General features: G+C 67.4%; 22 protein-coding genes. 12 read left to right on the top strand and 10 right to left on the bottom strand.

Translation table 11 applies throughout. The annotated features are described in order from the left end of the window. Window positions 1–88: 88 nt before the first annotated feature. Complete coding sequence (locus tag BLU38_RS27900) at window positions 89–1,261, bottom strand: cysteine desulfurase family protein (RefSeq protein WP_231920071.1); 1,173 nt, start codon at window positions 1,259–1,261, stop codon at window positions 89–91. Window positions 1,262–1,718: 457 nt separating this feature from the next. Between BLU38_RS27900 and BLU38_RS27895 the strand changes: the two genes are divergently transcribed. The 6 genes from BLU38_RS27895 to BLU38_RS27870 all read left to right on the top strand — a co-directional run bounded on the left by BLU38_RS27895 (window position 1,719) and on the right by BLU38_RS27870 (window position 8,175). Continuing rightward, window positions 1,719–2,492 (top strand): ATP-binding cassette domain-containing protein, encoded by a 774-nt coding sequence (locus tag BLU38_RS27895; RefSeq protein WP_172836241.1) that lies wholly within the window; start codon window positions 1,719–1,721, stop codon window positions 2,490–2,492. A 14-nt stretch (window positions 2,493–2,506) separates the two neighbouring features. After that, window positions 2,507–4,387: an ABC transporter permease subunit gene (locus tag BLU38_RS31495; protein ID WP_197679900.1), complete on the top strand. Its 1,881-nt coding sequence runs from the start codon at window positions 2,507–2,509 to the stop codon at window positions 4,385–4,387. Between the two features lie 153 nt (window positions 4,388–4,540). Then, entirely contained in the window at window positions 4,541–5,104 is a 564-nt protein-coding gene (locus BLU38_RS27885) for a dihydrofolate reductase family protein (RefSeq protein WP_091533287.1), read from the top strand. A gap of 143 nt (window positions 5,105–5,247) precedes the next feature. Then, a complete protein-coding gene (locus BLU38_RS27880; protein WP_157683766.1) occupies window positions 5,248–6,513 on the top strand; it encodes an MFS transporter in 1,266 nt (421 codons plus the stop codon). A 66-nt stretch (window positions 6,514–6,579) separates the two neighbouring features. Continuing rightward, window positions 6,580–7,074, top strand: coding sequence for a 2-phosphosulfolactate phosphatase (locus BLU38_RS31280; RefSeq protein ID WP_091529971.1), 495 nt, complete (start codon window positions 6,580–6,582; stop codon window positions 7,072–7,074). A 54-nt stretch (window positions 7,075–7,128) separates the two neighbouring features. Continuing rightward, a complete protein-coding gene (locus BLU38_RS27870) occupies window positions 7,129–8,175 on the top strand; it encodes a GNAT family N-acetyltransferase (protein WP_091529969.1) in 1,047 nt (348 codons plus the stop codon). A 12-nt stretch (window positions 8,176–8,187) separates the two neighbouring features. Here BLU38_RS27870 and BLU38_RS27865 read toward each other — a convergent pair whose 3' ends face one another. Together BLU38_RS27865 and BLU38_RS27860 are read right to left on the bottom strand one after the other, a co-directional pair. Continuing rightward, a complete protein-coding gene (locus tag BLU38_RS27865; protein WP_091529966.1) occupies window positions 8,188–9,135 on the bottom strand; it encodes an electron transfer flavoprotein subunit alpha/FixB family protein in 948 nt (315 codons plus the stop codon). Window positions 9,136–9,214: 79 nt separating this feature from the next. Continuing rightward, window positions 9,215–9,994: an electron transfer flavoprotein subunit beta/FixA family protein gene (locus BLU38_RS27860; RefSeq protein WP_091529961.1), complete on the bottom strand. Its 780-nt coding sequence runs from the start codon at window positions 9,992–9,994 to the stop codon at window positions 9,215–9,217. Between the two features lie 180 nt (window positions 9,995–10,174). Between BLU38_RS27860 and BLU38_RS27855 the strand changes: the two genes are divergently transcribed. The 3 genes from BLU38_RS27855 (at window position 10,175) to BLU38_RS27845 (ending at window position 12,690) form a co-directional block, all read left to right on the top strand. Then, the gene (locus BLU38_RS27855) at window positions 10,175–10,786 is read left to right on the top strand and encodes a TIGR00645 family protein (protein WP_091529956.1); all 612 of its coding nucleotides are present in this window, start codon (window positions 10,175–10,177) and stop codon (window positions 10,784–10,786) included. A 465-nt stretch (window positions 10,787–11,251) separates the two neighbouring features. Further along, entirely contained in the window at window positions 11,252–11,839 is a 588-nt protein-coding gene (locus BLU38_RS27850) for a hypothetical protein (RefSeq protein ID WP_157683765.1), read from the top strand. Between the two features lie 131 nt (window positions 11,840–11,970). Beyond that, window positions 11,971–12,690: a bleomycin resistance protein gene (locus BLU38_RS27845; RefSeq protein ID WP_197679899.1), complete on the top strand. Its 720-nt coding sequence runs from the start codon at window positions 11,971–11,973 to the stop codon at window positions 12,688–12,690. Between the two features lie 48 nt (window positions 12,691–12,738). On the opposite strand, the gene BLU38_RS27840 is transcribed toward BLU38_RS27845, so the two are convergent. From BLU38_RS27840 to BLU38_RS27820, 5 genes are all read right to left on the bottom strand, one after another. Further along, window positions 12,739–15,159 (bottom strand): glycoside hydrolase family 3 N-terminal domain-containing protein, encoded by a 2,421-nt coding sequence (locus BLU38_RS27840; RefSeq protein WP_091533285.1) that lies wholly within the window; start codon window positions 15,157–15,159, stop codon window positions 12,739–12,741. A 186-nt stretch (window positions 15,160–15,345) separates the two neighbouring features. Continuing rightward, complete coding sequence (locus BLU38_RS27835) at window positions 15,346–16,371, bottom strand: LacI family DNA-binding transcriptional regulator (protein WP_197679898.1); 1,026 nt, start codon at window positions 16,369–16,371, stop codon at window positions 15,346–15,348. Between the two features lie 48 nt (window positions 16,372–16,419). After that, entirely contained in the window at window positions 16,420–18,510 is a 2,091-nt protein-coding gene (locus BLU38_RS27830) for a S9 family peptidase (RefSeq protein ID WP_091529942.1), read from the bottom strand. A gap of 83 nt (window positions 18,511–18,593) precedes the next feature. Next, entirely contained in the window at window positions 18,594–19,346 is a 753-nt protein-coding gene (locus BLU38_RS27825; RefSeq protein WP_157683764.1) for a DUF3592 domain-containing protein, read from the bottom strand. Window positions 19,347–19,354: 8 nt separating this feature from the next. After that, on the bottom strand, window positions 19,355–20,137 hold the full coding sequence (locus tag BLU38_RS27820; protein WP_091529935.1) for an enoyl-CoA hydratase/isomerase family protein: 783 nt from the start codon (window positions 20,135–20,137) through the stop codon (window positions 19,355–19,357). Window positions 20,138–20,309: 172 nt separating this feature from the next. On the opposite strand from BLU38_RS27820, the gene glgX reads away from it, so the two are divergent. Further along, entirely contained in the window at window positions 20,310–22,427 is a 2,118-nt protein-coding gene (gene glgX / locus BLU38_RS27815) for a glycogen debranching protein GlgX (RefSeq protein WP_091529931.1), read from the top strand. Window positions 22,428–22,495: 68 nt separating this feature from the next. Here glgX and BLU38_RS27810 read toward each other — a convergent pair whose 3' ends face one another. Next, window positions 22,496–23,116: a TetR/AcrR family transcriptional regulator gene (locus BLU38_RS27810; RefSeq protein ID WP_091529927.1), complete on the bottom strand. Its 621-nt coding sequence runs from the start codon at window positions 23,114–23,116 to the stop codon at window positions 22,496–22,498. A 109-nt stretch (window positions 23,117–23,225) separates the two neighbouring features. Here BLU38_RS27810 and BLU38_RS27805 point away from each other — a divergent pair, with 109 nt between their 5' ends. Both BLU38_RS27805 and BLU38_RS27800 read left to right on the top strand, forming a co-directional pair. Then, the gene (locus tag BLU38_RS27805) at window positions 23,226–24,062 is read left to right on the top strand and encodes an NAD(P)H-binding protein (RefSeq protein WP_091529924.1); all 837 of its coding nucleotides are present in this window, start codon (window positions 23,226–23,228) and stop codon (window positions 24,060–24,062) included. A 106-nt stretch (window positions 24,063–24,168) separates the two neighbouring features. Continuing rightward, window positions 24,169–25,434, top strand: a complete 1,266-nt coding sequence (locus tag BLU38_RS27800; protein ID WP_091529921.1) for an Nramp family divalent metal transporter — start codon at window positions 24,169–24,171, stop codon at window positions 25,432–25,434. A gap of 29 nt (window positions 25,435–25,463) precedes the next feature. Here the strand turns inward: BLU38_RS27800 and BLU38_RS27795 are convergent, their stop codons facing one another. Then, window positions 25,464–26,342 (bottom strand): alpha/beta fold hydrolase, encoded by an 879-nt coding sequence (locus BLU38_RS27795; RefSeq protein WP_091529918.1) that lies wholly within the window; start codon window positions 26,340–26,342, stop codon window positions 25,464–25,466. Window positions 26,343–26,354 lie beyond the last annotated feature (12 nt).

Here is a 26,354-nt window from a genome sequence, read left to right as displayed (position 1 = left end):
CCCCGGTGGCTGCCGATGATTGCTACCCCGGACGTGGTCCGGGTGCCATTGTCGTCGTCGGATCGACAGAGTCCAAAGCGGTTGCCGGTCAGCCGGCGCGGCGGGCGCGTTCGACCGCTTCCGGCAGCACCCGCAGCAGATGGTCCACGTCGGCCTCGGTCGAGGTGTGACCGAGGGAGAACCGGACCGAGGACCTGGCCTGCTCGACACTGTGCCCCATCGCCATCAGCACGTGGCTCGGCTCGGAGACCCCGGCCGTACAGGCCGAGCCCGCGGAACTGTCGATGCCGGCCTGGTCCAGCAGCAGGAGCAGGTTGTCGGCCTGGCATCCGGCGAACGAGACGTTGGCGATGCCCGGCAGCGAATGCTCCGGACTGCGACTGCCGTTCAGACTGCTCCCGTCGATTCCGGTCGCGCCCTGGGTGCCGAGCACGCCGTCGACCAATCGCGACCGCAGGGCGCGCAGCCGGGCCGTTTCGGCCGACATCTGCTGTCGGGCGACCGCGATCGCTGCGGCGAAGCCGGCGATTCCGGCGACGTCGAGGGTGCCCGAGCGCAGGTCTCGTTCCTGACCGCCGCCGTGTTGGATCGGCGCCAGCTTCAGCTCCTTGCGGGCCAGCAGTGCACCGACACCGACCGGTCCGCCGAGTTTGTGGGCCGTCACCGACAATGCATCGGGGCCGTCGGCGGCGAAGTCGATCGGGATCGCCCCTGCCGCCTGGACGGCGTCGGTGTGGAACAGCACGCCGGACCGCCGAGCGAGCTCGGCGAACTCGCGGATCGGCTGCACAACTCCGGTCTCGTTGTTGGCCCACATGATCGACACCACCGCGATCGTCTCCGGGCGATCGGCCAGCAGCGCCGCCAGTTGCTCGGCATCGACCATCCCCTGCCGGTCGACGTCGAGCAGTTCCGGTACCGCGCCTTCGGTCGTCAAGGACTCCACAGAATCCAGCACGGCGTGATGCTCGCTGCGCGGTATCAGCAGCCGGGACGGCTCGGATCGGGCCCGGAACGCACCCTTCAGGATCAGGTTGTCCGCCTCGGTCGCACCGGAGGTGAAGATCACCTCCGACGGAGCGGCGCCCAGTGCTGCGGCAATCACCTCACGGGATTCCTCGACGACCCGCCGGGCGGCCCGACCCGAGGTGTGCAGCGACGACGGGTTGCCGACTCGGGTCAACTCCGCGGTCATCGCCGCGACCGCTTCGGGACGAAGCGGTGCGCTGGCCGCGTGATCGAGATAGGTCCGCTGCTGCACCCGACCAGCATAAGGAAAGGACTGATCTCTTCGGGCGGGCGAGGACCCGCGATGCCCGTCCGCATCCCGTGGCGCACGAGTGCAGCCGAGCCTGCTCGTCAAACAAGTGCAACGCGGCGAACGGGCGGCGTTCAGCGTGGCGCGCAGGAGCCCGGATACATCAGTTGCTGCTCGAATACGGCGCACTCCGACGGTCCATCGAGCACGCCCGGACCTCGAATTCTGCAGTGCCATTGCCGATATCCGGCCGGGTCGGTCTGCGCGGTGTGTGTCGCCGGCAGCACGATCCCCGCCACTCGCCAAGCCGAATCGTGTGCAGTAGTCTGCCGAGGAATTGTGACGTTCAAGTCCCTCGGGGGGACTTCGGCTTGACGTGACAGTGGCATGCGCCCATTGGCGCCTGCCGCAGGACAAGTCAAGACTCTTTTCAAGACTCTTTCCCCCGGGAGTTCGAGCAGTGCCAAGTATCAGACCCGTCCTGGAGTTGTCCGGGATCAACAAGCGCTTCGGCGCAGTCCAAGCGCTGACCGATGTCCACCTGACCGTCGCCCCCGGCGAGGTGGTCGGACTGATCGGCGACAACGGTGCCGGCAAATCCACCCTGATCAAGATCATCGCCGGCGTGCATCAGGCCGATCAGGGCGAGGTACGGGTCTCCGGCAGACGAGCCGACTACAACACTCCGCAGGGCGCCCAGAGTGCAGGCATCGCCACCGTCTTCCAGGACCTGGCGCTGTGCGACAACCTCGGCGTCGTCCCCAATCTCTTCCTCGGTCAGGAACTGCTGCACCGTGGCGCGCTGGACAAGATCGAGATGGAACGCCGAGCCTGGGATCTGCTGCGCTCGTTGTCGGCGCGGATCCCCAACGTCCGGGTGCCGGTGTCGGCTCTGTCCGGCGGTCAGCGGCAGACCGTGGCGATCGCCCGTTCGCTGCTCGGCGACCCGGTGCTGGTGATGTTGGACGAGCCGACCGCAGCACTCGGCGTCGCCCAGACCGCGGAGGTCCTCAACCTGATCGAGTTGCTCCGGGACCGCGGCCTCGGCGTGCTGCTGGTCAGCCACAACATGGGTGACATCCAGGCCGTCTGCGACAGCATCCATGTGCTTCGACTCGGCAGGGACGCCGGTGACTTCCCCGGGACCGCGAGCACCGAGCAACTGGTTTCGGCGATCACCGGGGCGTCGGACAACGTCGTCAGCCGCCGCGCGGCGCGTGTCGCCGCCCGCTGAGAGGTGTGATTTTCATGTCCGCACAGACCGCACAGACCGGCATGCAGCCGTCGATCATCGATGAACGCTACCTTCCGCTGAGTCCGCTGCAGGTGCTCACCCGTCGGGCGCGTGAAGGGCAGCTGGGCGTCATCCCGGTGATCGTTGCCCTGGTCGTCATCGTGATCACGTTCCAGAGCATCAATCCCAACTTCATCTCGCCGTCCAACCTGGTCAATCTGTCCACTCAGGTCGCCTACGTCGGGCTGCTGGCGATGGGCATCAACCTGGTCCTGTTGCTCGGTCAGATCGACCTGTCATTGGCCCAGATCGGTGGGCTGACGGCCTCGTTGTTCGGTGTACTGATGATGCGCGAGGGTCTCAACCCGCTGCTCAGCGTGATCGTCATGTTCGCCATCGGCATCACGTTGGGGCTGATTCAGGGCTGGTTCTTCGCAGCGGTGGGGATCCCTGCTTTCGTTGTCACGTTGGCCGGCCTGCTGGCGTTCTCGGGTCTGACGTTGATCACCCTGGGCAGTCAGAAGAACCTGTCGGTCACCGACTCCTTCGTGTTCAGCCTGGCGAACTTCTACTTCCCGGCAGTCGTCGCGTACGCGTTCGGCGCGCTGCTGATCGGTGTGTTCGTGGTCGGCCAGGTCCGGGACGCGATCTTGCGCCGCCGCGCCGGTCTGGCTGCGACGTCGTTCGTGTTGATCGGGATCCGTGGTGTGCTGCTGGCCGCCGTCGTCTTCGGGTTCCTGATCGCGATCAACTACGACTTCGGGTTGAGCCTGCCGTTCTTCGTCTTCGGAGTGATCGCGATCGGCATCGACCTGATGCTCCGCAAGACCCGCTACGGGCAGAACGTCTACGCCGTCGGCGGCAATCTGGAGGCTGCCCGCCGGTCCGGCATCCACGTCACCTGGATCCGGATCTCGGTCTTCATGATCGCGGCCGGGCTGGCGACCCTGTTCGGGCTGATGAAGGCAGGGGTCACCACCAACGCCGGCTCGACCCTGGTCGGCACCCAGGATCTGCTGACCGCGATCGCCGCCGCGGTGATCGGCGGCACCTCGCTGTTCGGCGGCCGGGGCACGGCGTGGGCGCCGGTGCTCGGTGCGCTCGTGGTGGCCTCGATCAACAACGGCCTGTACCTGATCGGCTTCAACTCCGATGCCCAGCAGATCATCACCGCCCTGGTGCTGCTCGCCGCCGTCGTGCTGGATGCGACCGCACAACGCGGTCAGCGGGTGATCGACGCCCTCCCCCGGCACGGCCGCCCGCGGGCTCTGCTGGCCGCGATCATGCGGACCAGCCAGCACACGCCGGAGGCTGATCCGGAGCCGTCGGCACGCCGTCGCGAGGAACTCACAGCCGTCGCCGGCACCGTCACCGGCCGCAGCGTCAACGGCGACTCCGGCCGCAAACCTGCTCCCACCTCGAGCAAGCCGGCCCGTGCCCAGGAGAACAGCCGGCAGTCCGCCAAATCCCGCCGGCAGCAGGCCAAGGGAACCAACGGGTCCGCCCGCCCGGACAGCACCGCCCGTCCGATCGGGACCGTCCGACTGGATCCCGACCAGGAGCGTCCCACCAGCGCCGGCGGATCCAGCAAGATCAACGGAAATGGTTCCGGTGCTCCCACATCCAACGGTCACCGGGCTAACGGCAACGGAGTCGGTCGCAACGGAACCAACGGCAGCGATGGCTCCAAGATCAACGGGAGGTCGACCAAGATCAACGGGGCCGGGGGCAAGAACGGCTCCAAGATCAACGGTGACTCCACGAAGGTCAACGGCTCGAGCAGCAACGGCACCAAGCGCAACGGCAACAGCCCCAAGACCAACGGATCCAACGGATCCAACGGCAAGGCCGTCAAGGGTCAGCAGCCGGAAACGGTAGGCCAGTCGCGCAAGTAGGGCCATCGCGCAAATAGTCCCGTCGAGACTTCCCGGCGTCGGTCGAATCGATCCGACCGCGTTCGACGCACTGGCAGCGGGACGATCCCGCGGCGCGGCGAACCGGTGGACAGCGCCGGGCGCTGCGATCAGGACGCTCGGGAAGGCTTGATCATGACGTTGGTCTACTCACACCTGTCTGCCTCGGTCGACGGCTACATCTCCGGCCGTGGCGCGCGGGCCGGCCTCGGGCTCGGTGACGGGTTCCGGATCTTCGACTGGCTCTCCGATCGGAGCGCGCCGAATCGGGCGGTCGCCGAGTACGGCGGCACTCGTACCGGTGCCGTGGTCTCCGGCCGGAACACCTACGAGCACGCCGACCGCTGGGGCGGCGACAGCATGCAGCACGGCGCACCGCTGTTCGTGGTCAGCCGCGACCCGATCCCGGACGCGGCTCCCGGCCAGACCGTCGTCACCGACGGCCTGGAATCTGCGATCGAGCAGGCCGTCGCGGTTGCCTCCGAATCAGGCAAGGACGTCAAGCTGGCCGCCGGCGCGATCACCACCCAGGCCCTGAGACTGGGACTGGTCGACGAGATCATGATCAGCCTGGTCCCGGTGCTGCTCGGCGGCGGGATCCCGTTCTTCTCCGACCTGCCGGCAGCGATCGAACTCGACTGCACCTCGGTGGTCGCCAACCAGGGCGTCACCCACCTGACGTACCGCGTGATCAGATGATCGATCGCCCGGCCGAGCCGGGCATTGACCGACGGGGTGCGGACGTCGGGATCGGTGCCGGAGCATGATCGATCACCGGGCACCGTGTCCGCCCGCAGCGGATTTCGTTGCCAGCGAGGGCCGATAGCGGTTTGCTGGAGCGGGTGAGAGCCCAGTGGCGTGTTCTGGTCGACGTCCCCGACTTCCGCCGGCTGTTCGGCGGCAGCACGGTGTCCATCCTGGGATCGAGCGTGACCACCGTCGCGCTGCCGTTGACGGCCGTCCTGGTGCTCGGCGCATCGCCGGTGCAGATGGGATTGCTCGGGGCGGCGTCGTTCCTTCCTCATCTCGTCCTGGGACTGCCGGCCGGCGTGTGGGTGGACCGGCTGTCCTACCGCAGCGTCATCGTCGGTGCCGATCTGTTGGCCGCTGCGGCGCTGGGATCCGTTCCGATCCTGGCGGTGACCGATCTGCTGCAGATGTGGCAGCTGTACCTGGTCGTCGTGATCACCGGGGGATGCAGCATGTTCTCGATGATCGCGTCCCAGTCGTTCGCGCCGATCTTGGTCCCCCGTCGACAACTGCTGGCGGCGAACAGCGCCTTTGCGCTCAGCAATTCCGTCGTTGCGACCAGCGGAAACGCGCTCGGCGGCGTGCTCGTGCAGCTGCTCACCGCACCGATCGCGATCGCCGTCGATGCCGTCTCGTTCCTGATCTCCGCCGTCGCCAACGCGCGGATCTCGGTCAGCGGTCGGACGCCGGCCGCCGAGCGTCACCAGGAGTCGCTGCTCCGGGGCATCCGGGGCGGATTACGTGCGGTGGTGGAACATCCGGCGCTGCGGGCCACCACGATCGCGGCCACCGTCGGCGCCCTGGCCGGTCAGATGCAGGGAGTGATCGTCGTGCTGTTCCTGGTGCGCGATCTCGGCCTGTCGGCGGGTTGGGTCGGCGTGATCATCGCCGTCGCCGGCGTGGCCGGCATCATCGGAGCCGGCGTCGGCGTCCAGCTCACGGCCCAACTCGGCAACGGTCCGGCCTTCATCCTCGGCATGACCCTGTCCAGTCTGGCCGGGCTGGTGATGGCCGCTGCCGGCGGACCGGCGGTGCTGATGATGGCGATCCTGATCATGTCCCAACTCCTCCGCGGCTGGGGGCCGACGCTGTACGGGATCAATCAGCAGACCATCCGCCAGGTCCTGATCCCACCCGAACTGCTGGCCCGCACTCAAGCCACCTGGCGATTCCTGGTCCACGGGATGCAGCCGATCGGCGCGCTCCTCGGCGGCACCCTCGGCGCCCTGATCGGCTTCCGCCCGACCTTGATCGTGAGCAGTGTGATCATGCTCATCGGCACCACGCTCGCGCTGCTCAGTCCGCTGCGGACGTTGCGTCGGCTACCCGGAACCGAACCCGAGCACAGTCGCCCCTGAGGTCCCGCAGCGGACCCCGTCCCGGGATATCCAGGTGCAGACCGATCACGGGCAGGTCCCCGCCGACTGCGCGGCTTCGATTTCGCCAATTCGCCGGCCGAGGTCGCGGCCGCGGATCTGCGCGGGCGACGATTGGTGCTGCGGACCTTCGCGGGCACCCGCGGTGCCGTCGCCGCGACCTCGGCGACCCGGCTGTGGTGCGCCGGCCTGGCCAACGCGTCGGCCACGGCCCTGGCGGTGCAGGACAGCGGACTCGGGACACCCTCGTACGTGATCACCGGTCAGCATCCCGATGATCCCGAGCGTGGAGCGGACGACCGCGAGACGGCTGCCTACATCGAAGCCGTACGGACCGGACGACCCGTCGATCCGGACCGGACCGGACACCGGATCGCCCACAGCACCGAAGCAGCCAGGACGCGGTCGCTGGGCATCGAGCACGTCCATCCCCGCGACATCGAGCTGGCCACCCACGCCGACGTCTTCGACTTCGCCATGGAGGCACACCGGACCGACGGCGCCCTCGTCCTGCACCGGCGCCCAGTACGATCCCGACCATGACCCGGCTCTGACCTCTCACCGGCACGAACTTCCACGTCACGTCAAGGGTCATTCATGCCAAAAAGCACTCTCATCGGCGACCTCGCCGACCTCGTTCTACTCGCGCCGCCGAACGCCGATCAGCCGATCGACTACGTCCTGCTCGACCGCGATCACCGCGAAGACGTAGCTGACCTCTACCTCGCCAGTTATCCCCCGCACGTGGGTGCAGCCGATCTCAACGACGCTCTCGCGGAGATGGACTCGACCTACGCCGGAGACTTCGGGACACTCATCCCCGAGGCCTCCTTGCTGGCACTGCGTGGTGGGCGCGCTGCGGGATCGATCCAAGTTGTTCACCGATCACCCTGGGACGCCGACCTCGACTGTCCCTTCATCATTGAGCTCTTCGTCCATCCCGCGGCACGCGATCACGGCCTCGGCCGTTCGCTCCTCACCCGTGCGGCGGTGGCGTGCCAGCGGCTCGGTGAGACGCAGATCGCGCTACGCACCAGCGATGAAGGTGGAACGTCTCCGGCCGCGTTCCACCTCTACCAGCTCGCAGGAATGCGTCCGTACAGGAAGTCGGTGCAGAGTTCCGGGTCCGACGGCTCGACGGTCGGGCGAGGGGCAGACCGAGCCGGGATCCCCTCCTCGGCCGATCCCCTGATCACCATCGAACGCCGACGGGACCCGCGCGCCACGGAGGAGATTCTGCGCGCGCTCCCGGACTGGTTCGGCATCGAGGACGCCATCCTGGGCTATGTCGAGGATGCCAGGTCGAAGACCAGCTACCTCGCGATCGACGACGGACGCACGGTCGGCGTGGCACTGCTGGAATCGCACTTCCCGCAGTCGGTCGAGCTCCACCTGATCGCGGTCCACCCCAACTACCGGCGACAGGGCATCGGCAAGCAACTGCTCGCACAGATCGAGGACGACCTGCGCGAGCAGTCGGTGTCGCTGTTCCAGGTCAAGACCGTCGGCGCATCGTTCGACCATGCCGGCTATGCCGAGACACGCGCGTTCTATCGGTCCCGCGGCTTCCTTGCCCTGGAAGAAATGAACGGGATCAGCTGGGACGGGCCGACGGTGATCATGGTCAAACCGTTGCGGTCGTAGTCCCGCTCCGACTCAGCCCTTCTGTGCTTTGACTGCGGCGGTCACGGCCGGCAGCACCGTATGCAGGTCGCCGACGATTCCCAGATCGGCGAGCGCGAAGATCGGCGCCTCCGGATCCTTGTTCACCGCGACGATCGCCTTGGAGGTCTGCATGCCGGCCCGATGCTGAATGGCACCGGAGATGCCCGCAGCGATGTACAGCTGCGGGGACACGGTCTTGCCGGTCTGGCCCACCTGGTAGCTGTGCGGATACCAACCGGAGTCGACGGCCGCCCGGGATGCGCCGACGGCCGCTCCGAGAGAGTCCGCCAACTCCTCCACGGGTCCGAAATCGCCGCCGGTGCCGCGGCCGCCGGAGACGACGATCGCCGCCTCCGTCAGTTCCGGGCGACCGCTGGCCTGCTTCGGCTCGGACTTGGTGATCCGGGCCCCTTTCGAACTGTCCGCGACGGTGAAGGTCAACGCCTCGACGGTCGGCGTGGCCGGGGCAGGCTCCGGTGCGGCAGCGTTCGCCTTGACGGTGATCACCGGTGTGCCGTGACCGACGGTCGACCGGACGGTCCAGTTGCCGGCGAACACCGACTGGGTGGTGACCGGTCCCTCATCGCCCGGCTGGACGTCGACGGCGTCGGTGATCAGCCCGGAGCCGATTCGGACCGCCAGTCGGGCAGCGACTTCCTTGCCTTCCAGGCTGGACCCGAAGATGACGGCTGCCGGCTGCACCGACTCGACGGCGGCGGCGACCGCGTCCACCTTCGGCGACACCAGGAACTCCCCCAGTGCCGGGTCGTCAGCGGTGAGCACCTTGACCGCGCCGTACTCGCCCAACGCTGCGGCGGCATCTTCGCCGCCCGCACCGAGCACCACGGCGACCGGTTCGCCCAACCGCCGGGCGATCGTCACCAGCTCCAGCGCCGGCTTGGCGACCGCGCCGTCGACAACAACCAAGATCTGCGACATTGCCAATTCCTATCTGACTCGTCAGAAGCGTAGTTCCGCTATCGCCCGACCACGTTCTGACAACTCGGAGGTTGTGGGTTCAGAGGTACTTTCCGGCGCTGAGGAAGTCGGTCAGGGCGGCGGCGCCGGAGCCGTCGGAGTCGGTGACCTGCTTGCCGGCTTCCTTCGGCGGCTTGGGTGCGGTCTCCTGCACGGTGGTCCAGGCCGCCGACAGGCCGACCTCGCCGTCCACCTCGAGGTCGTCCAGCTCCCATTCCTCGACCGACTTCTTCTTCGCCGCCAGGATGCCCTTCATCGACGGGTAGCGGGCCTCGCCCGACTGGTCGGTGACGCTGACGACCGCCGGCAGTGAGACCTCGACGGTCTGGCTGGCGACGTCACCGTCGCGTCGAATGGTCGCCGTGCTGCCGTCGACAGCGAGGGTGGCGCCGAAGGTCGCGGCCGGCCAGCCGAGCCGTTCACTGATCATGGCCGGTACGACGCCCATCGTGCCGTCGGTCGACGCCATCCCGGCGATCACCAGATCGGGACCGATCTTGGTGATGGCTGCGGCCAGGATCGCGCTGGTGGCCAGCGCGTCGGAGCCGTGCACCGCCTCGTCGTTGATGTGTACACCGGAGTCGGCGCCCATCTGCAGCGCCCGCTTGACCGCGATCTCGGCGTCGTCGGGCCCGAGGGTCAGGGCGACCACCTCGACGTCGTCGCCGTCGTCGGCGATCTGCAGGGCCTGCTCGACCGCATACTCGTCGAGTTCGGACAGCACACCGTCGGTGTCCTCGCGATCGACTGTGCCGTCATCGGCGAAGCCGCGATCGCCGGTGGCGTCGGGAACGTACTTGATCAGCGTGACGATCTTCATATCTCTCGCTCTTCTCCCTCGACTCGCGAGCTGCTCTGAGGACGTATATTACTCGCCAGTAACATACACCCCGTACCGGCCGTCAGCCTACGGGGCCGCGGCCGCCCGGCGCAGCGGCTGGACCGCGTCGTTTCCACATACACTGTCCTCCCGCATGTTGCATCAGCAGAGAGGACGTCCATGACATCGACGCCCCCGGCCGGCCGGTCACGCAGGGCGCCATGGGTCACCGGAATCGGTTACCTGATCTTCCTCAGCCGTTGGCTGCAGGCCCCGCTCTACATCGGTCTGATCGTTGCCCAGCTCGTCTACGTGATCGTCTTCATGGTCGAGCTGTGGCATCTGTGGCAGGAGGTCGTCCACGACCTGGCTCACATCGACGAGGTCACGATCATGCTGAGCGTGCTCGGTCTGATCGACGTGGTGATGATCGCCAATCTGCTGATCATGGTGATCATCGGTGGCTACGAGACGTTCGTGTCCCGGATCAACATCGACGGACACCCGGACCAGCCGGAGTGGCTGTCCCATGTCAATGCCAACGTGCTCAAGGTCAAGCTGGCGATGGCGATCGTCGGCATCTCCTCGGTGCATCTGTTGCGGACCTTCATCGAGGTCAGCGATCTGGGTGCGGTCAATCCGCGTAGCACCAGCGGGCAGGAATACACCAGCGAAGGCGTGCTGTGGCAGGTGCTCATCCATTGTGTGTTCATCCTGTCGGCCATCGCGCTGGCCGTGATCGACAAGATGTCCCGCTCGGGAGCTCGGCCTGCCGCAGAAGTCGCCCACTGAGTCGAGCCAATAGTTTCGTAGCTCTGGACTGCCTACCCGGCGGGTTTGAATCGATCAGGCAGTGATTCAGCGCTACAAAATCGTCGCGCCCCTTTGCGTTGACGGCGGAGCTGGCCGCGGTCACGTTTGGATGTCGTTGCTGCGCGGTCAGCGCGCGACGCCTGCCGACGGGCGCAAGCTTCCCTCGTGGACTGTGGCCTCCGTCGCCTACTCGGCGCCGCGATCGTGCTCACCCTGATCGCGGCGATCAGCGCATGCGCCGAACCGCAAGTCGTCAGAGGCCCCGCTCACCTGTGGCACCTGACCCATCGGATCGACCTCCCCTCCGGCTGGCGGGTTGATCAGCGAAACGTCGGTCCCACCGAGAGTTCAACCTCGATCAGTGACCGCGGAGGTGCCGGATGCCTGATCTCCAGCTCGGTGGCGAAGCCACCGCGTGCTCTGCGGCCCGTACACGCGGCGGTCGTGACCGTGCAGGGGGGCGACGCCAGGTACGGCGACCTCGCCCCTGACTTCGGCCCCTATCCGCGGGCGGTCCTCTGGCGGGGCTCCCGAGATCACTGGTTCCGGGTGAGTTGCAATCTCGACCGAGTCGGCATTCTGCGTATCGCCGAGACGGTCCATCCCGGCACCCATACCGTCAGGGTTCCGTTCCGGGTCACCGAACTGCCCGATGGGATCTCCTTGGAACAGGTGATCGAGACGTCGGCCGACGGTGCAGGCAGGGTGACCGCGGCATTCGAGATGCCAGCCTCCGGCCACCCGTTGATCATGGAGGTCGGCACCCCGACCGGGCGCTGGTACAAACGCGGGGCCGTCCAACGACGCATGCTGCACGGCCGAACCATCGAGATCCGCAACGCGACCCAGACGATCTGTCTCGCCACGAGATCTGAACCCGTCTGTATTTCCGGACCCAGCTACGAGCCAAGCAAGGACTGGTCCCCACAAGCCCGAAGGGTCGCCTTCCGAACGGCCGACGTGCTCATCCCTGTCGCTGACCCTGCCGACGAATCGACCTGGATCGACGCCGATCGAGCATTCCCCGAGTAGGCAGGCTCCGCGGACAACTCGATACCGAGGACGAGTTGCAAAGGGTCAAAGGGTCTGCGTCGAGCGCCGTCGCTATCGGCCGCGCCGTGGATTCAGCAACTCCTTGACACCGAGCAATCGCCGACGGCAGGATGCAGGAGCTGCCGAATGAGGGCGCGCCGGCACTTGCCGAAGGGGCCATGCCCACCTCGCAACTATCCAGAAGTGCGCCCATGACAAATCTTGAGAATCTGCGGAAGCAGGCACGGCAGCTACTGCGCTGGCACCAGGAGCGGAACTATGCCGTCGCCGAGCGGATCCGGCTCGCCGTGCCGGACTACCGGGGTCTGAGTGACAAAGAGATCCTCGCGCAGCGCTTCGTGCTCGCCGACGCACAACTCGTGTTGGCACGCGAAGCCGGATACCGGTCGTGGGCCTTGTTGAAGGCAGGAGTAGCCCAGATGCCCGAGTCGGCCGCACCCCCCGACCACGACGGGCCACCGGCCCTCACCCGGGCCGAACCACAACTGTTCGTCTCCGACATCAGCGCCGCCTGCGCGTTCTTCGAACAGGAGTTGGGTTTCACCGTCGTCTTCACCCACGGCGACCCACCGTTCTACGGACAGGTACGCCGCGACGAGGTGTATCTCAACCTCCGTCATGTTTGCGATCCTGTGTACTACGGCACCGTTCGTGAAGATGATCAACTACTCGCGGCGTCGATCACCGTCGACAACGTGAAAGCCCTCTACCGCGAATACTCCGCCGCCGACGTGGAGTTCCAGCAGAGGCTGATGCGTCAACCCTGGGGTGCGCATCAATTCGTCGTTCGTGATCGCGATGGCAACCTGATCCTCTTCAGCGGCGCCTGACCGACCGTCGGCTGGCTGACCGCCCCGTCCCTGGCTCGGCAGTGCTGGTCAGCGGACGGTCGTGACGGCGACCGGCGTGTCCAGCACCCGGCCGTCTCCGACCTCGCGTACGGCGCCGGTGATCATCAACTCGGCCTGCAGCGGCCGGTCCTCGCTGGATCGTCCGATCGACAGCTCGATCACACCGGGGTCGACGATCCGGCGGTAGTCGGGGCCGACCGGTCCCGGTCCGAGATAGCTGAATCGATCGGCGTCCACGGTGAATCGCACCCGAGCCGCTTCACCCGGCTGCAGGGCGACCTTGGCGAATCCGATCAGTTGTTTCAGGGGCCGGGCGACGCGGGCGACCGGGTCGCCGGCGTAGAGCTGGACGACCTCGGCACCGGCTCGGTCGCCGGAGTTGATCACGGTCGCCGACACCTCGACCGCACCGTCGGTGTTGATTTGTTCGGTGCTGAGTTCAAGATCAACAAGGTCGAAGCTGGTGTAGCTCAGCCCGTGTCCGAAGGGGTACAGCGGACGCGGATCGAGGTTGGACACACCGTCGCTGTACCAGCCCAGGGGCGGCGCGAGGTAGCTGCCCGGCTGGCCGCCGGGATGGTCCGGGATGCCGATCGGCAGCCGACCGCTCGGGTTGATCCGGCCGGAGAGCACGCCGGCGATCGCCGAGCCTCCTTCGACGCCCGGCATGAAGGCCTGCACCACTGCCGCACAGCGTTCGGCGAGACCGCCCAACGCGTACGGCCGTCCCGAGACCACGACCAAGATCACCGCCGATCCGGCAGCCTCGGCGGCATCCAGTACGGCCTCGGCAAGCCGGCCCTGCAGCCCCGGCAGCGACAGGTCGACCGAGTCGCAGCCCTCGCCGGAGGTACCGGTACCGAACATGCCGGCCCGATCACCGACCGCCAGCACCACCAGATCACTGTCTCCGACCAGCCGGGTCGCCTCGTCGATGCCGGTCGAGTCGGCTTCCAGAATCGGCACGCCCTGCGCGTGCCGGACCTGAGCATCGACGAACTCTGCGGTCATCGCCCCGACCAGGTCGTCGGCCGGCAGTCCGATGTCGGTGCTGCCCGCCCGCGACAGCACGTGATTGGGGAAGGAGTAGCACCCGAAGAAGGTCCGGACGTCGTCGGCGACCGGCCCGATCACGGCGATCGTGGAGCCGTGATCAGGCCGCACCGGCAGCACACCGTCGTTGGCCAGCAGGGTGATCGACTCCTCCGCCACCCGGCGGGCCAGCCCACGGTTGTGATCACTGTCCAGGTCGATCCCGTCGCCGTCGGCCACCGGCTGCCAGTCCGGGTCCAGCAGGCCGAGTTCGATCTTGTGGGTGAGCACCCGGCGGACAGCGGTGTCGACGGTCTGTTCGGTGATCAGCCCGGAGCCGATCGCCTTGGCCAGATCGGCGTAGGCACTGGTCTCCGGCAGTTCGACGTCCAGTCCGGCCGCCAACGCGAGCCCGCCGGCCTCGGTCGAGTCCGCGGCCACCCGGTGCATCGTCTGCAGGAACGGGATCGACCAGTAGTCCGACACCACCGTCCCGCTGAAACCCCAGTGATCGCGGAGCGTTCGGGTCAGCAGATCGTGGTCGGCGGCCACCGGAACGCCGTCGACGTCGGAGTAGGAGTTCATCACCGACCGGACACCGCCGAGCCGGACCGCCATCTCGAAGCTGGGCAACAGCACGTCGCCGAACTCGCGCCGTCCCATCGGGACCGGCGCATGGTTCCGGCCGGCGCGCGATGCCGAGTAGCCGCAGAAGTGCTTCAAGGTCGCGATCACGCCCGCGCTCTGCAGCCCCTTCACGTACGCCGTGCCGAGCGTTCCGACCAGGTACGGGTCCTCGCCGATGGTCTCCTCGACCCGACCCCAGCGATAGTCCCGCACGACGTCCAGCAACGGCGACAGCCCCTGATGCACGCCGACCGCGGCCAGGTCGCTGCCGATCGCCGCAGCCATCTGCTCGATCAGCTCCGGATCGAAGGTGGCGCCCCAAGCGATGGCGGCCGGGTAGACCGTCGCCCCGAGCGTGGTGAAGCCGGTCAGGCATTCCTCGTGCGCGATCGCCGGAATGCCGAGCCGGGACCGTGCGGTCACCTGCTGTTGCAGGTCGGCCAACCGCCGTACACCGTCGGCCGCGGTGACCGGCGCCGTCCCGAACACCCGGGTCAGCTGCCCCAGCCCGTGCTCGGCGGTCTTGTCCAGACCCTTGCGGGCCGCGTCGAAGACGGCCTGCATCGGGGCGACCTCGTCGCCGGCGCCGGGCCGATCGCCGGTCGGCTCGGCTGGTTCCTCGGACGCGACCTGGGAGGCGACCGGATCCGTACCGGACCCACCCCCGTGGGATCCGGTACGGGACCAGTAGCTCCCGAGCTGGCCGATCTTCTCCTCCAGCGTCAGCTCGGCGAGCAGGGCGTCCACCCGCTCGGCGACGGTGTGTCCGGGATCGTTCCAAGGATGCATGAGATGACCGTTCTCGGGCTGACGCTGTCGGTTGACCGTTGCCGCGTTGACGGTTGTCGTGCGGGTCCGGTGCACCCACCGGCACGACACCCCGAAACTTTCGCGACGTTATCGAAAGTCGACTCTAGGCCAGCCACCGTCCGCTCGTCAACGGACCCGAGCCGTCGGTGGATCGCCTCGGTGGCTTCAGATCGCCGCCGTGCTGTGCCGCACCACCAATCGCACGGCAAGGTCGATCCGATGGCTGATCGGCTGCTCACCGCGGGACAGTCCCAGCACCAATTGGGTCGCCGCAACGGCCATCTCGTACAGCGGCTGGTCGATCGTGGTCAGCGTCGGCCAGACCCAGTCGGTCAGCGGCAGATTGTCGTAGCCGACAACGGACAGGTCGTCCGGCACCTCCAGCCCGCGTTCCCGCGCGGCCCGCAGCACACCGAGCGCCATCAGGTCGCTGCTGGCGAAGATCGCGGTCGGCCGATCGGCCAGCTGCAACAACTGCACCGCCGCCGCGTAACCGCCCTCGACGCTGAAGTCGGCCTCCCGGGTCAGTTCCGGATCCTCGATGATCCCGGACCGGCGCAGCGCATCGGCGTAACCGTCCATCCGGGCTCGGGCGCAGATCGTCTCCGCCGGTCCGCTGATCGCCCCGATCCGGCGATGCCCGAGATCGATCAGGTGCCGGGTGGCCTGCCGGCCACCGTTCCAGTTGTTGGAGCCGACCGACGCCAACGTGTCGTCGTCCTCACCGACCGGATCCACCACCACGTACGGGATCCGGCGAGCATCCAGTTGCGCCCGCTGGTCGGGAACCAGATCGGAGAACACCATGATGATGCCGGCCGGCTGCCGGTGGACGACCGAATCGATCCACTCCTGCCGCGGTCGACGATGATCGCCGCACTCGGACAGCACGATCTCCACGCCGGCCTCACGTGCCGCATCCTCGACACCACGGATCAGTTCCATCGCCCACGGACTGTCCAGGGCCGGAAAGACCAGATCGATCATCGGCACCGCTCCGGGAGCAGCCGATCGTCGGCGCTGGTAGCCCGCCTGCTGAAGTAGCCTCTCCACCCTGGCACGGGTAGTGGCCGACACGTCGTTGCGACCGTTCAGCACCTTGGACACGGTCGGCACGGAGACCCCGGCCCGTTCGGCGATGGCCGCAATCGTCACCCGGGCGTCCTTGCCGCCCTCCGGTCGCCCCGCCATTGCACTCCCCGTCCGACCTTCACTCCACCGACTGACCGACATCCTCGTTCAGCCCAGCCTGCTGCGCCACCAGTCCAGGATGATCTCGAAGCGCTGCTGCCGATGCCGCGGCCGCCCTGACCGGCTGAGCTCGTGGTTCTCACCCGGGAAGATCACCAATTCGGTGTCAACACCCTGACGTTTCAGGGTCGCATAGTAACGCTCGGCCTGGCTCAAGGGGCACCGTAGATCATGTTCGGAATGCAGCACCAGTGTCGGCGTGCTGACGTCGCCGGCCTTGGCCTGCGGGCTCTGCTCCCGGATCCGCCCCCGGTCCTCGCCGACGTACTCCACCCCGAAGAACGACCCGATATCGCTGGTTCCCTGGAACAGTTCCGGATCCAGGAAACCCCGCTCGACGATCGCACCGGCCCAACGATGATCATGGGCGATGGTCCAGGCGGTCAGATAGCCGCCGTAGGAACCTCCCAGGATCCCGGTCCGAGAGGCGTCCAGTCGATCGTCGGAGCGCAGCGCGCCGTCGAAGAAGTCCACCACGTCGGCATGATCGACGGTGCCCATCTGCCGCCGGATCGCTCGGCCGTGATGCTCACCGCAGCCGCGGGATCCCCGCGGGTTGCAGAAGGCGACCGCGTAGCCGGCATCGACCAGCACCTGGACCTCGTCGAAGGCGCCGACGCCGTAGCCGGCGAACGGGCCGCCGTGGATCATCAACAGCGCCGGGAAGGGGCCCGGCCCGTCCGGGACGGCGAGCCAGCCGTGCACCGGGTAACCGTCCCGCCCGGTGATGATCAGCTCCTTCGGAGTCACCAGTCCCTGCCGGCGGACAGCCGCGGAGAAGTCGGTCAGTCGCCGTATCCCACCGTCGCCGGACGGCAGGCCGAGGTCGCCGAAGCTGTCAGGATCGCTGTAGCTGATCACGATCGGACCGGTGCTGCCGTCCGGCGACCCGGCCGCCGCGATCCCGGTGACCGCAACGGGGCCGTCGGTCAGCCGCTGCTGTTCGGTCTCGGAGACCCGCAGCAACTGGTGACTCCCCCGGTCACCGAGGACGACCAGTGCGGTGCCGTCGGCGCCGGGCACGATCGTGCTGCACTGCTCGCCGACGTCGGAGGCCTTCGGGTCGGTGATCATCACCGGCGGCTGGTCGTCCCCGGTGATCAGATACACCGCGCCGTTGCGTCCGACGAAGTCCACACCGTCCGGGCCGAGATCGACGGCCTCGAACCACAGCCGCCCGTCCGGTCCGTAGGCGATCGAGTTGATCATGAACGGACCGTGGTCGGCCGTGATCACCGATGTCTCGTACTGGACGCCCGAGTCGTCCTGCTCCTCCGAGACGTCCTGATCAGCGTCCTCGTCGAACCGGTCGTCGTCGATCGCGATGATCACGATGTCGTTCCGCCGGTCGAGGTCGCGACCGGGATGCACGGCGGCGATGGTCGCCACACTGTTGCCGTCCGGAGCGAAGCTCAGCCCGTGGTGATCGGTGTCTGTCGTCGAGCTGATCAAGGTCGGCTCGGCAACCACCGGCAGCGGGTCCGCCGGCCCGTCGGCCGTCGGTGCGGGCTGCGCCACCGGCTCGGCGTACACGTCGGGGGTGTCGACGAGGTAGACCAGGGCCGGTCGGTCGTGGTCGTAACCCAGTCCGTTCTGTTGGTAGAGCACCGTAGTGATCCGGCGGGCCGGTTCCGCCCCGGCCGCCAGACCCTCGACGCTGCCGTAGCGGCCCGGCTCCGGTTCGCGACTGATGAAGGCGAGCCGGTTGCCGTCCGGGGACCAGGCGAACTCCTGGACACCCAGCTTGCGGTCGGTCACCTGCACCGGTTCGCCGCCGGCGGCGTCCACCACGTACAACTGGGGTGCTGCACCGGGTTCGGAGCGGAGGAAGGCGATCAGTCCACCGATCGGTGAGAACCGCGGTGCGCTGTCCCGGAAGCCGCGGGTCAACCGGCGGGGTTCCCGGTCGTGGTCGGCGAGCCCGTTGTCGGTGTCCGGCAGCGGGACCCGCCAGAGTTGGCCGACGTAGCTGTCGGCTGCCGGATCGGCGCGGGTCACCGCGCAGACCGCGTACCGCCCGTCCGGGTGCACGGTCGGCTCCGAGACCGTATTGATCAACGGGAGATCCGTGATCTGCATGCAGCTGAACCTTTCTGTCCGGGTCGATCGGTTTGGGGGCGATCGGTTTGGGGTCGGATCGGTCGGACCTGGCAGCGGCCGGGTCAGTCCGAGGACAACCCGTACGGTGTCAGGTCGACCCAGTGCCGCTGCTGCGGGTCCGCCGGGTCGATCAGCACCTCCAGGGTTTGTGCCCCGGCCAGGACCGGTGTCGGGTCGGACATCAGATTGTCACTGGCGAATTCGTACGCCGCGCCGCTGGCCGGGTCACGCCAGCCGACATGCACCCGCCAGGGGTGCACATTGTTGATCCGCAGGTGCCGATTGCGCTGGACGCCGAGGATCTGGCCCTGCACTCGCCGTCCCGAGTCCTGCAACCAGGCCAGCTTCCGTCGTCCCTTCAGATACACGGCGAGCATGATCACGCCGGCCAGGGTGAACGGGATCCCGATCCCTCCGAAGACGATCGGCAGCACCCAGACGGCGACGCCGGCGACCCGGGCGCGCTGCGGATCGTCAGGCGGATACAACACCTCGACGGAATCGCCGGGCCGCGGCGGCTGACTACCCGACACATTCGACTCGAAGGTGATCTTCTTGCCGTCGGCGGTGCTGAACTCGATCGTCGAGTCGTAGACGGTGTGGCATTCGCGGACCCGACGGCCGTCGCTGCGACGATCGGTGTCACATTCCTCATGGGAGTCGACGGCGACCACCCGGCCGGTGGCCTTCTCGGCGGTGGCCTGGAAGCGTTGTGAACTCACTGCCGTGGCACCAGCGGCGATCAGCATGCCGACACCGATCAGCCCGAAGCACAGTCCGAGAACGAGAAGCAGCCGAGAGACTCTGAATCGCACCGGCGTCTTCACCGTCCCCGGAATTCGGCTTTGCCGGGCCCGTGTTCGATGAAGGATCGCATCCCGATCGCGCGGTCCTCGGTCCCGAACAGGGCGGCGAACTGCTGCCGTTCGATCTCCAGGCCGGTGGCCAGATCGACCTCGCTACCGAGGTCGATCGCCTCCTTGGCCGCGCGCAGCGCCAGCGCGGCGCCGCCGACGAACTGGCGCGCCCAGGCCGTCGCGGTGTCCAGCACGTCGGACGGCGGCACCACCTGATTGACCAACCCGATCGCCAGCGCCTCCTCGGCGGAGACGAACCGGCCGCTGAAGATCAACTCCTTGGCCCGGCTCGGGCCGATCAACCGGGCCAGCCGCTGGGTGCCGCCGAGGCCGGGGATGACGCCGAGCTTGACCTCGGGTTGGCCCAGCGTCGCATCCTCCGCGGCAATCCTGATGTCGGCGCAGAGGGCCAGCTCACAGCCACCGCCGAGGGCGTAGCCGTTGATCGCGGCAACGGTCGGTTTGCCGATCGTGGCGACGGCGGCGAAGCTGTCCACCAGGTGCTTGGAGCGGCGCAGCATGTCGGCATGATCGAGGGCGGCCATCTCCTTGATGTCGGCGCCGGCGGCGAACACCTTCGGTCCGCCGGTGATCACCACCGCCGCGATGTCGTCTCGCGCCGACGCCTCCCGGGCCGCTGCTCCGATCCTGTCCTGCAGGTCGAAGTCGAGAGCGTTCACCTTCGGTCGGTCGATCCGCAGGGTCGCCACACCGTCGGAAACTTCCAGCCGTACCGGGTCCTCAGTCATGAAGGAACCTTAATGGTGCGGCATGCCACACCGGGCCGGACCGGCGGCGTTTGCCTGTCCGGTGCGGCGCCGATGCCTGTCCCGCGCGGTCCCTGGACATTCGTCAGGCACAATGGAGACCGTTTTGCGCCGCCCCCGGCGGCCCGCAGGTGAGTGAGAAGAGAGCCCGTAGATGACCCAGATCGACCTCCCGACGCCAGCTGACGGCACCCTCCTGGGCGCCCACATCCGCGACGACGGGACCTCCTTCGGCCTCTGGGCTCCGCGCGCGACACGAGTCGAGCTGGCATTGGTCGACGAGGATCGGACCCAGCACAATCACGACATGACCGCCGGCGAGGACGGCGTCTGGAGCGTGCACGTGCCCGGCGTCGGCGCCGAACAGCGTTACGGCTTCCGGGTGCACGGCGAGTGGGCCCCGGAGGACGGTCGCCGGTTCAACCCCGCCAAACTGCTGCTCGATCCGTATGCCCGGGCCATCACCGGCGGTGTCGACTACAGCGGCCCGATCTCCGACCACACTCCGGATTCGGACTTCACCCCGGATCCGACCGACTCCTTCGCTGCCGTGCCGCTCAGTGTGGTGGTCGAGGACAGCCCACCACCGGAGCCGATCGCCGAGCGCCGCAACCTGGCCGATTCGGTGATCTACGAGACCCACGTGAAGGGCTACACCCGGCTGCACCCGCAGGTCCCGGAGCATTTGCGCGGAACCTTCGCCGGACTCGCCTACCCGGCGGTGATCGAGCACCTGGTCGAGCTCGGCGTGACGGCGGTCGAACTGCTGCCGATCCATCAGTTCGTGTCCGAGCCGTTCCTGATCGGCCGCGGGCTGCGCAACTACTGGGGCTACAACACGCTCGGCTTCTTCGCACCGCACGCCTCCTACTGCTCGGTCGGCACCATGGGCTCCCAGGTCCGCGAGTTCAAGGAGATGGTGACCGCCCTGCACCAGGCCGGCCTGGAGGTCATCCTGGACGTCGTCTTCAACCACACCGGCGAGGGCGGTCACGAGGGACCGACGCTGTGCTACCGGGGCATCGACCACGCCGGCTACTACCGGCTGACCCAGGATCAACGCAACGACTATGACGTCACCGGTACCGGTAACTCGGTCGACACCTCCAATCCCGGCGTACAGAAGATGATCATCGACTCGTTGCGCTACTGGGTGACCGAGATGGGTGTCGACGGCTTCCGATTCGACCTCGCCACCACCCTGCTGCGGGACGGCCAGCATCACGTCCGTCAAGATCATCCGCTGAAGGCGGCGATCGCCGAGGATCCGCTGCTGGCCGACATCAAGATGATCGCCGAGCCGTGGGATGTCGGCCCGTACGGCTATCAGGTGGGGGGCTTCGGCAGCCGATGGAGCGAGTGGAACGACCGCTTCCGCGGATTCGTCCGGGACTTCTGGCGCGGCAACATCGGCGGCGTCCAGGAGCTGTCGGCGCGGCTGGCCGGCTCTCCCGACATCTTTGATCATGATGACCGGCAGGCCGACGCGAGCATCAACTTCGTCACTGCTCATGACGGCTTCACCCTCCGTGACCTGGTCACCTATGACCTCAAACACAACGGAGCCAACGGCGAGTCCAACCGGGACGGCTCCGACGACAACCGATCCTGGAACTGCGGCTACGAGGGCGAGACCGACAATCCCGAGATCAACGCCTTGCGGCACCGTCAGACGAAGAACCTGATCGCCACCACGATCCTGTCCAGCGGCGTGCCGATGATCACCGCCGCGGACGAGATCGGACGGACCCAGGAGGGCAACAACAACGCCTACTGTCAGGACGGCCCGATCTCCTGGGTGAACTGGGACAGCGCGGAGCCGTGGGCGGACCTGAAGGACCTGACCGGAGCCCTGCTCAAGCTCCGTCATGATCATCCGGTGTTGCGCAGCAGTCGCTTCCGGCACGGCGATCAGGTGACCTTGCTGGACGGCAGTCCGTCGGGTCGCAAGAATCTGGCCTGGTTCGGCGGCTACCCGCACGACAACCTGGTCGAGTTGGCCGATCAGGAATGGCAGGACGGCGAGCGTCGGACGCTGGGCATGTTCCTCACCGACGACCGCGACGATCGCACCGAGGAGGACGCCCTGTTGATCTGGTTCCACGGCGGTGCGGATCCGGTCGAGGTGCAACTCCCGGGCGGTCCGTGGGCGAAGGAATACACGGTGCTGGCCCATACCGGCGTCGACGGCGAGCTGCCGACCGATCCGGTGCCCGCCGACGGTCTGGTCACCATCCCTGGCCGTACCGTGGTCGTGATGCAGGCCCACTGAGTCTCACCGACGGTTCATCGTTGAGGCTTTGACCGACCATGATCATCGGTCGACGGTAGCGGCGCCGATCAGCTCAGGAGCCGGACCAGCTGGCGGGTGAGCTGGCCGTTCGACGGCAGCGATCGGGCCCGTCCACCGAATCGGCGCAGCTGGGCCCGCTGCAAGGCGGACCCGACCGCGAACGTCGCAACCACCAGCAGGTCGGCATCGGCAGCGACCCGGCCGGCGGCGCGCTCGGACCGCAGATAGTCCCGGAGCAGGCCGACGGCGCGGTGCGGACCGAGATCAAGTTCCTGGCTGCGGTCCCGGAAGGCGGCCAGCGTCTGCGGGTCGGCCTGCAGCGTCGTCATCCCGGGGAGCAGGCGTTCGAAGTAGTCCTCGAGGTAATCCAGCACCCGTCGCAGACCGACCTCGAGGTCCGGCGGTTCCGGGTCGACCATCAGGCTGTCGATCAGCTGTTTGTACCCACCGACCTCGGCGAAGATGACCTCCTGCAACAGGCCCAGCCGATCGCCGAAGTGGTAGAAGATGCTCGATTCGGCGACGCCGGCGCGGGCTGCGACCGCCTTGGTGGTGAACCCGGCGGCACCGGACTCGTCCAGCAGTGCCGATGCGGTGGCGAGCACGGATTCGCGGACGCCGGTCCTCGGACGCCCCCTCCGGCGGCTCGACCCGGCTGGGTTGTTCATCAGCTGTGTTCCCGTCCTGTATAGCGATGCCGGTGGGCTGCCCCTTGTGTTCCCGACGACCCCAGCCTACATTTATTGAGTCATCACTCGATAAATAAGGACTGCCATCATGATCTTGATCAGTGGAGCGACCGGGACGGTCGGCCGTCAGCTTGTCCACCAGCTCGCCGCCGACGACGTTCCGACCCGTGCGATCAGCCGCAAACCCGAGGACACCGACCTGCCGGTGGAGGTCGTCTTCGGTGACTTCGACCGTCCCGAGACGCTCACCGACGCCCTGCACGGCGTCGATGCGATGTTCCTGTTGCACGGCGGACAGGTTGCCGGCGACATCGACGAGGTCGCGACGGCCGCCGTCGGCGCCGGCGTCCGTCGCATCGTCTTCCTGTCCTCGCTTGCGGCCGGTACTCGACCGGACTCGGTGATCTCCCGCGACCAGGGCCCTGCCGAACGGATGCTCGCCGAGCGGTTCGACGAAGTGACCGTGCTGCGGCCGGGGCAGTTCGCGAGCAATACCCTGTGGTGGCTGGAGATGATCAAGAGCGGGACGGTGCGTGCACCGTTCGGCGACGTCGCCACGCCGCTGATCGATCCGTACGACATCGCCGCGGTCGCCAAGCTCGCACTCACCGCACCCTCCGAGGCCGGGCACGCGGGACAGGTCTACACGCTCACCGGACCCGAGCTGCTGTCGCCCCGGCAGCGGGTCGAGATCATCGCCGAGCTGCTGCAGCGGGAGATCGGATTCGTCGAGCTGCCCGTGGATCGCGCGCGCGCCGAGATGCTCCGTACGATGCCGGCCGAATACGCCGACGCGACCCTCGACCTGATCGGCCGTCCGAGCGCGCCGGAGCGTGCCGTGCTCCCGACGGTGCAGCAGCTGCTCGGCCGACCCGCGCGGAGTTTTGCCACCTGGGCGGCGGATAACAGATCGGTCTTCGGCTGATCGCCACGCGCACCGAAAGTCACCGATTATCGGTGAAGGTGTTCTAACCTGCCGCTGGCGATGCGGCTGCGGCCGTCTGCGCCACAGCCGACAGCGAGAGGCACAGATGACCGAGCGGACGACCCAGACCGAACAAGTCCCACCGACCAAGTGGAAGATCGTCGGACCGGGCCTGGTGGTGGCCGCCACCGGCGTCGGCGCCGCCGACATGGTGGCCACCCTGGTGGCGGGCAGCAAGTACGGCTACGGGCTGCTCTGGGCGGTGATCATCGGCGTGATCATGAAGATCGTGCTGGTGGAGGGCGCCGGCCGCTACACCGTGTCCACCGGGAAGACGATCTTCGAAGGTTGGCGCAGCCTGGGCCGCTGGCCGACCTGGTACTTCGGCCCGTACATCGTGATCTGGGGATTCGTCTACGGTGCGTCGGCGATGTCGTCGACGGCGCTGCCGCTGAACGCCCTGTTCGGCATCCCGATCCCGGTCGGCGCGATCATCTGCGGACTGCTCGGCTTCGCGCTCGTCTGGTTCGGTCGATACTCGGTGTTCGAGAAGATCACCGCGGCGCTGGTCGGCGTGATGTTCATCGTCGTGGTCGGACTCGCCGTGATCGCCGCGCCGAATCTCGGCGAGACGATCAAGGGTCTGATCCCGCTGATCCCCGAGGGCGGGACCTTCTACACCTTGGCCCTGGCCGGCGGCGTCGGCGGCACGATCACACTGGCCGCCTACGGCTACTGGCTGCGGGAGAAGGGTTGGGACAAGATCCCGTTCATGCGGGTGATGCGGCTGGACAACACCATGGCCTACGTGATGACCGGCATCTTCGTGGTCGCCATGTTGATCGTCGGTGCCGAGGTCGTCCGGTCCGCCGGGGTCACCTTGTCCACCGGTGACACCGGACTCGTCGACCTCAGCAGGGTGCTGCGCGCCAAGTACGGTGACGTGATCGGTGTCGGGTTCCTGATCGGCTTCTGGGCGGCGGCATTCACCTCCATCATCGGGGTCTGGAACGGCGTCTCGATGATGTTCGCCGACTTCTGGGCGAACATGCGCGGCAAGGGCTCGGACCATCCGGATGCCCAGCTCAACGGTAAGTACTTCCGGGCCTACCTGATCTGGCTGACGTTCCCGCCGATGCTGCTGCTGCTCCTCGGCAAGCCGATCCTGTTGATCTTGATCTACGGCGTGCTCGGATCGTTGTTCATGCCGTTCCTGGCGATCACTCTGCTGCCGATCCTGAACACCGACCGGGTCCCGGGCGAGTACCGCAACAAGATCTGGCACAACGTCGTGCTCGGCATCTGCGCCCTGCTGTTCATCGCCCTGGGCGGCTACCAGCTCTGGGATGCCATCGTCGAAGCGCTCGGCTGAAGTCGGTTCCTTTCCGGACGGGTTCCGGCTCAGCCGGAATCGCGCTCGGCCAGGAATTCGCGGGCGAGCCGGCAGAGTTCGTCGGGCCGGTCATAGCTGACGATGTGTCCGGCGCCCGTCATCGTGACCAGTCGGGAGGTCGGCGCTGCCTCGGCCGCCGCAGCCAGTTCAGCCGCGCCGACCAACGGATCCCGGTCACCGCGGACCCAGAGCGTCGGCACCTGCAGCCGGTCGAGCTCGGGCAGATAGTCCAGCCGCATCGCGAACGGCCCGTACGCCCGCACCATCCAGTCGTCCAGGGCCGGCTCCCGGTGGGCCGCCTTGGCCCGCGCTTCCGCGCTGACCAGTTCGACGATCGTCTCGAAGTCGCGGGTCTGTGTTCCGGCGACCAGGTTGTCGATCATGGAGGTCCGGATCGCCTTCGGCCGGGCGGCAAGGTAGCGGCTGATCAGCCTCATCAGGCCCGGCGTCCGGATGATCATCCAGGTCAGGAACTGCGCCGTGCGTCGGTTCCCCAACCCGCCGGGACCGATGGCGATCAGCCGCTCGACCCGCTCCGGGTGTTGCAGGGCGTACCCGATCGCCACTCCGGCGCCGAGTGACAAACCCATGATCGACACGCGTTCCAGGCCCAGCGTGTCCAGCAGCTCGGCCAGGAACCCGGTGAAGAAATCTGCGTCGAGCATGCCCTTCCAGGGCCGGCTTCCACCGTGTCGCGGCAGGTCGATCAGGTAGACCTGATGATCAACAGACAGCTGCGGAGCGACGTTGCGCCAGACCCCTGGGGCGGTGTCCAGCATCCCGCCGTGCAGCAACAGCAGCGGCGGGCCGGTCTCGCCGGCACGATAGACCCGGACCGGACCACCGGCAATCGTCAGGTCGGAATGCTTGTCGAAGGTGTCGATCATGACAACGTCATC

This window comes from Microlunatus soli (genome assembly GCF_900105385.1).
Classification (GTDB): Bacteria; Actinomycetota; Actinomycetes; order Propionibacteriales; family Propionibacteriaceae; genus Microlunatus; species Microlunatus soli.
The sequence above is the reverse complement of the archived record's forward strand: the minus strand, read 5'-3'. Positions and strand labels throughout refer to the sequence as shown.

What these genes read in the sequence shown, in the direction of transcription:
- BLU38_RS27860 (WP_091529961.1), bottom strand. Translation starts at nt 9,994, where the DNA reads ATGAAGATCGTCACGCTGATCAAGTACGTTCCCGACGCCACCGGCGAT.
- BLU38_RS27805 (WP_091529924.1), top strand. Translation starts at nt 23,226, where the DNA reads ATGATCTTGATCAGTGGAGCGACCGGGACGGTCGGCCGTCAGCTTGTC.
- glgX (WP_091529931.1), top strand. Translation starts at nt 20,310, where the DNA reads ATGACCCAGATCGACCTCCCGACGCCAGCTGACGGCACCCTCCTGGGC.
- BLU38_RS27840 (WP_091533285.1), bottom strand. Translation starts at nt 15,159, where the DNA reads ATGCATCCTTGGAACGATCCCGGACACACCGTCGCCGAGCGGGTGGAC.
- BLU38_RS27865 (WP_091529966.1), bottom strand. Translation starts at nt 9,135, where the DNA reads ATGTCGCAGATCTTGGTTGTTGTCGACGGCGCGGTCGCCAAGCCGGCG.
- BLU38_RS27855 (WP_091529956.1), top strand. Translation starts at nt 10,175, where the DNA reads ATGACATCGACGCCCCCGGCCGGCCGGTCACGCAGGGCGCCATGGGTC.
- BLU38_RS27845 (WP_197679899.1), top strand. Translation starts at nt 11,971, where the DNA reads ATGCAGGAGCTGCCGAATGAGGGCGCGCCGGCACTTGCCGAAGGGGCC.
- BLU38_RS27795 (WP_091529918.1), bottom strand. Translation starts at nt 26,342, where the DNA reads ATGATCGACACCTTCGACAAGCATTCCGACCTGACGATTGCCGGTGGT.
- BLU38_RS27810 (WP_091529927.1), bottom strand. Translation starts at nt 23,116, where the DNA reads ATGAACAACCCAGCCGGGTCGAGCCGCCGGAGGGGGCGTCCGAGGACC.
- BLU38_RS27885 (WP_091533287.1), top strand. Translation starts at nt 4,541, where the DNA reads ATGACGTTGGTCTACTCACACCTGTCTGCCTCGGTCGACGGCTACATC.
- BLU38_RS27835 (WP_197679898.1), bottom strand. Translation starts at nt 16,371, where the DNA reads ATGGCGGGGCGACCGGAGGGCGGCAAGGACGCCCGGGTGACGATTGCG.
- BLU38_RS27830 (WP_091529942.1), bottom strand. Translation starts at nt 18,510, where the DNA reads ATGCAGATCACGGATCTCCCGTTGATCAATACGGTCTCGGAGCCGACC.
- BLU38_RS27820 (WP_091529935.1), bottom strand. Translation starts at nt 20,137, where the DNA reads ATGACTGAGGACCCGGTACGGCTGGAAGTTTCCGACGGTGTGGCGACC.
- BLU38_RS27870 (WP_091529969.1), top strand. Translation starts at nt 7,129, where the DNA reads ATGCCAAAAAGCACTCTCATCGGCGACCTCGCCGACCTCGTTCTACTC.
- BLU38_RS27800 (WP_091529921.1), top strand. Translation starts at nt 24,169, where the DNA reads ATGACCGAGCGGACGACCCAGACCGAACAAGTCCCACCGACCAAGTGG.
- BLU38_RS31495 (WP_197679900.1), top strand. Translation starts at nt 2,507, where the DNA reads ATGTCCGCACAGACCGCACAGACCGGCATGCAGCCGTCGATCATCGAT.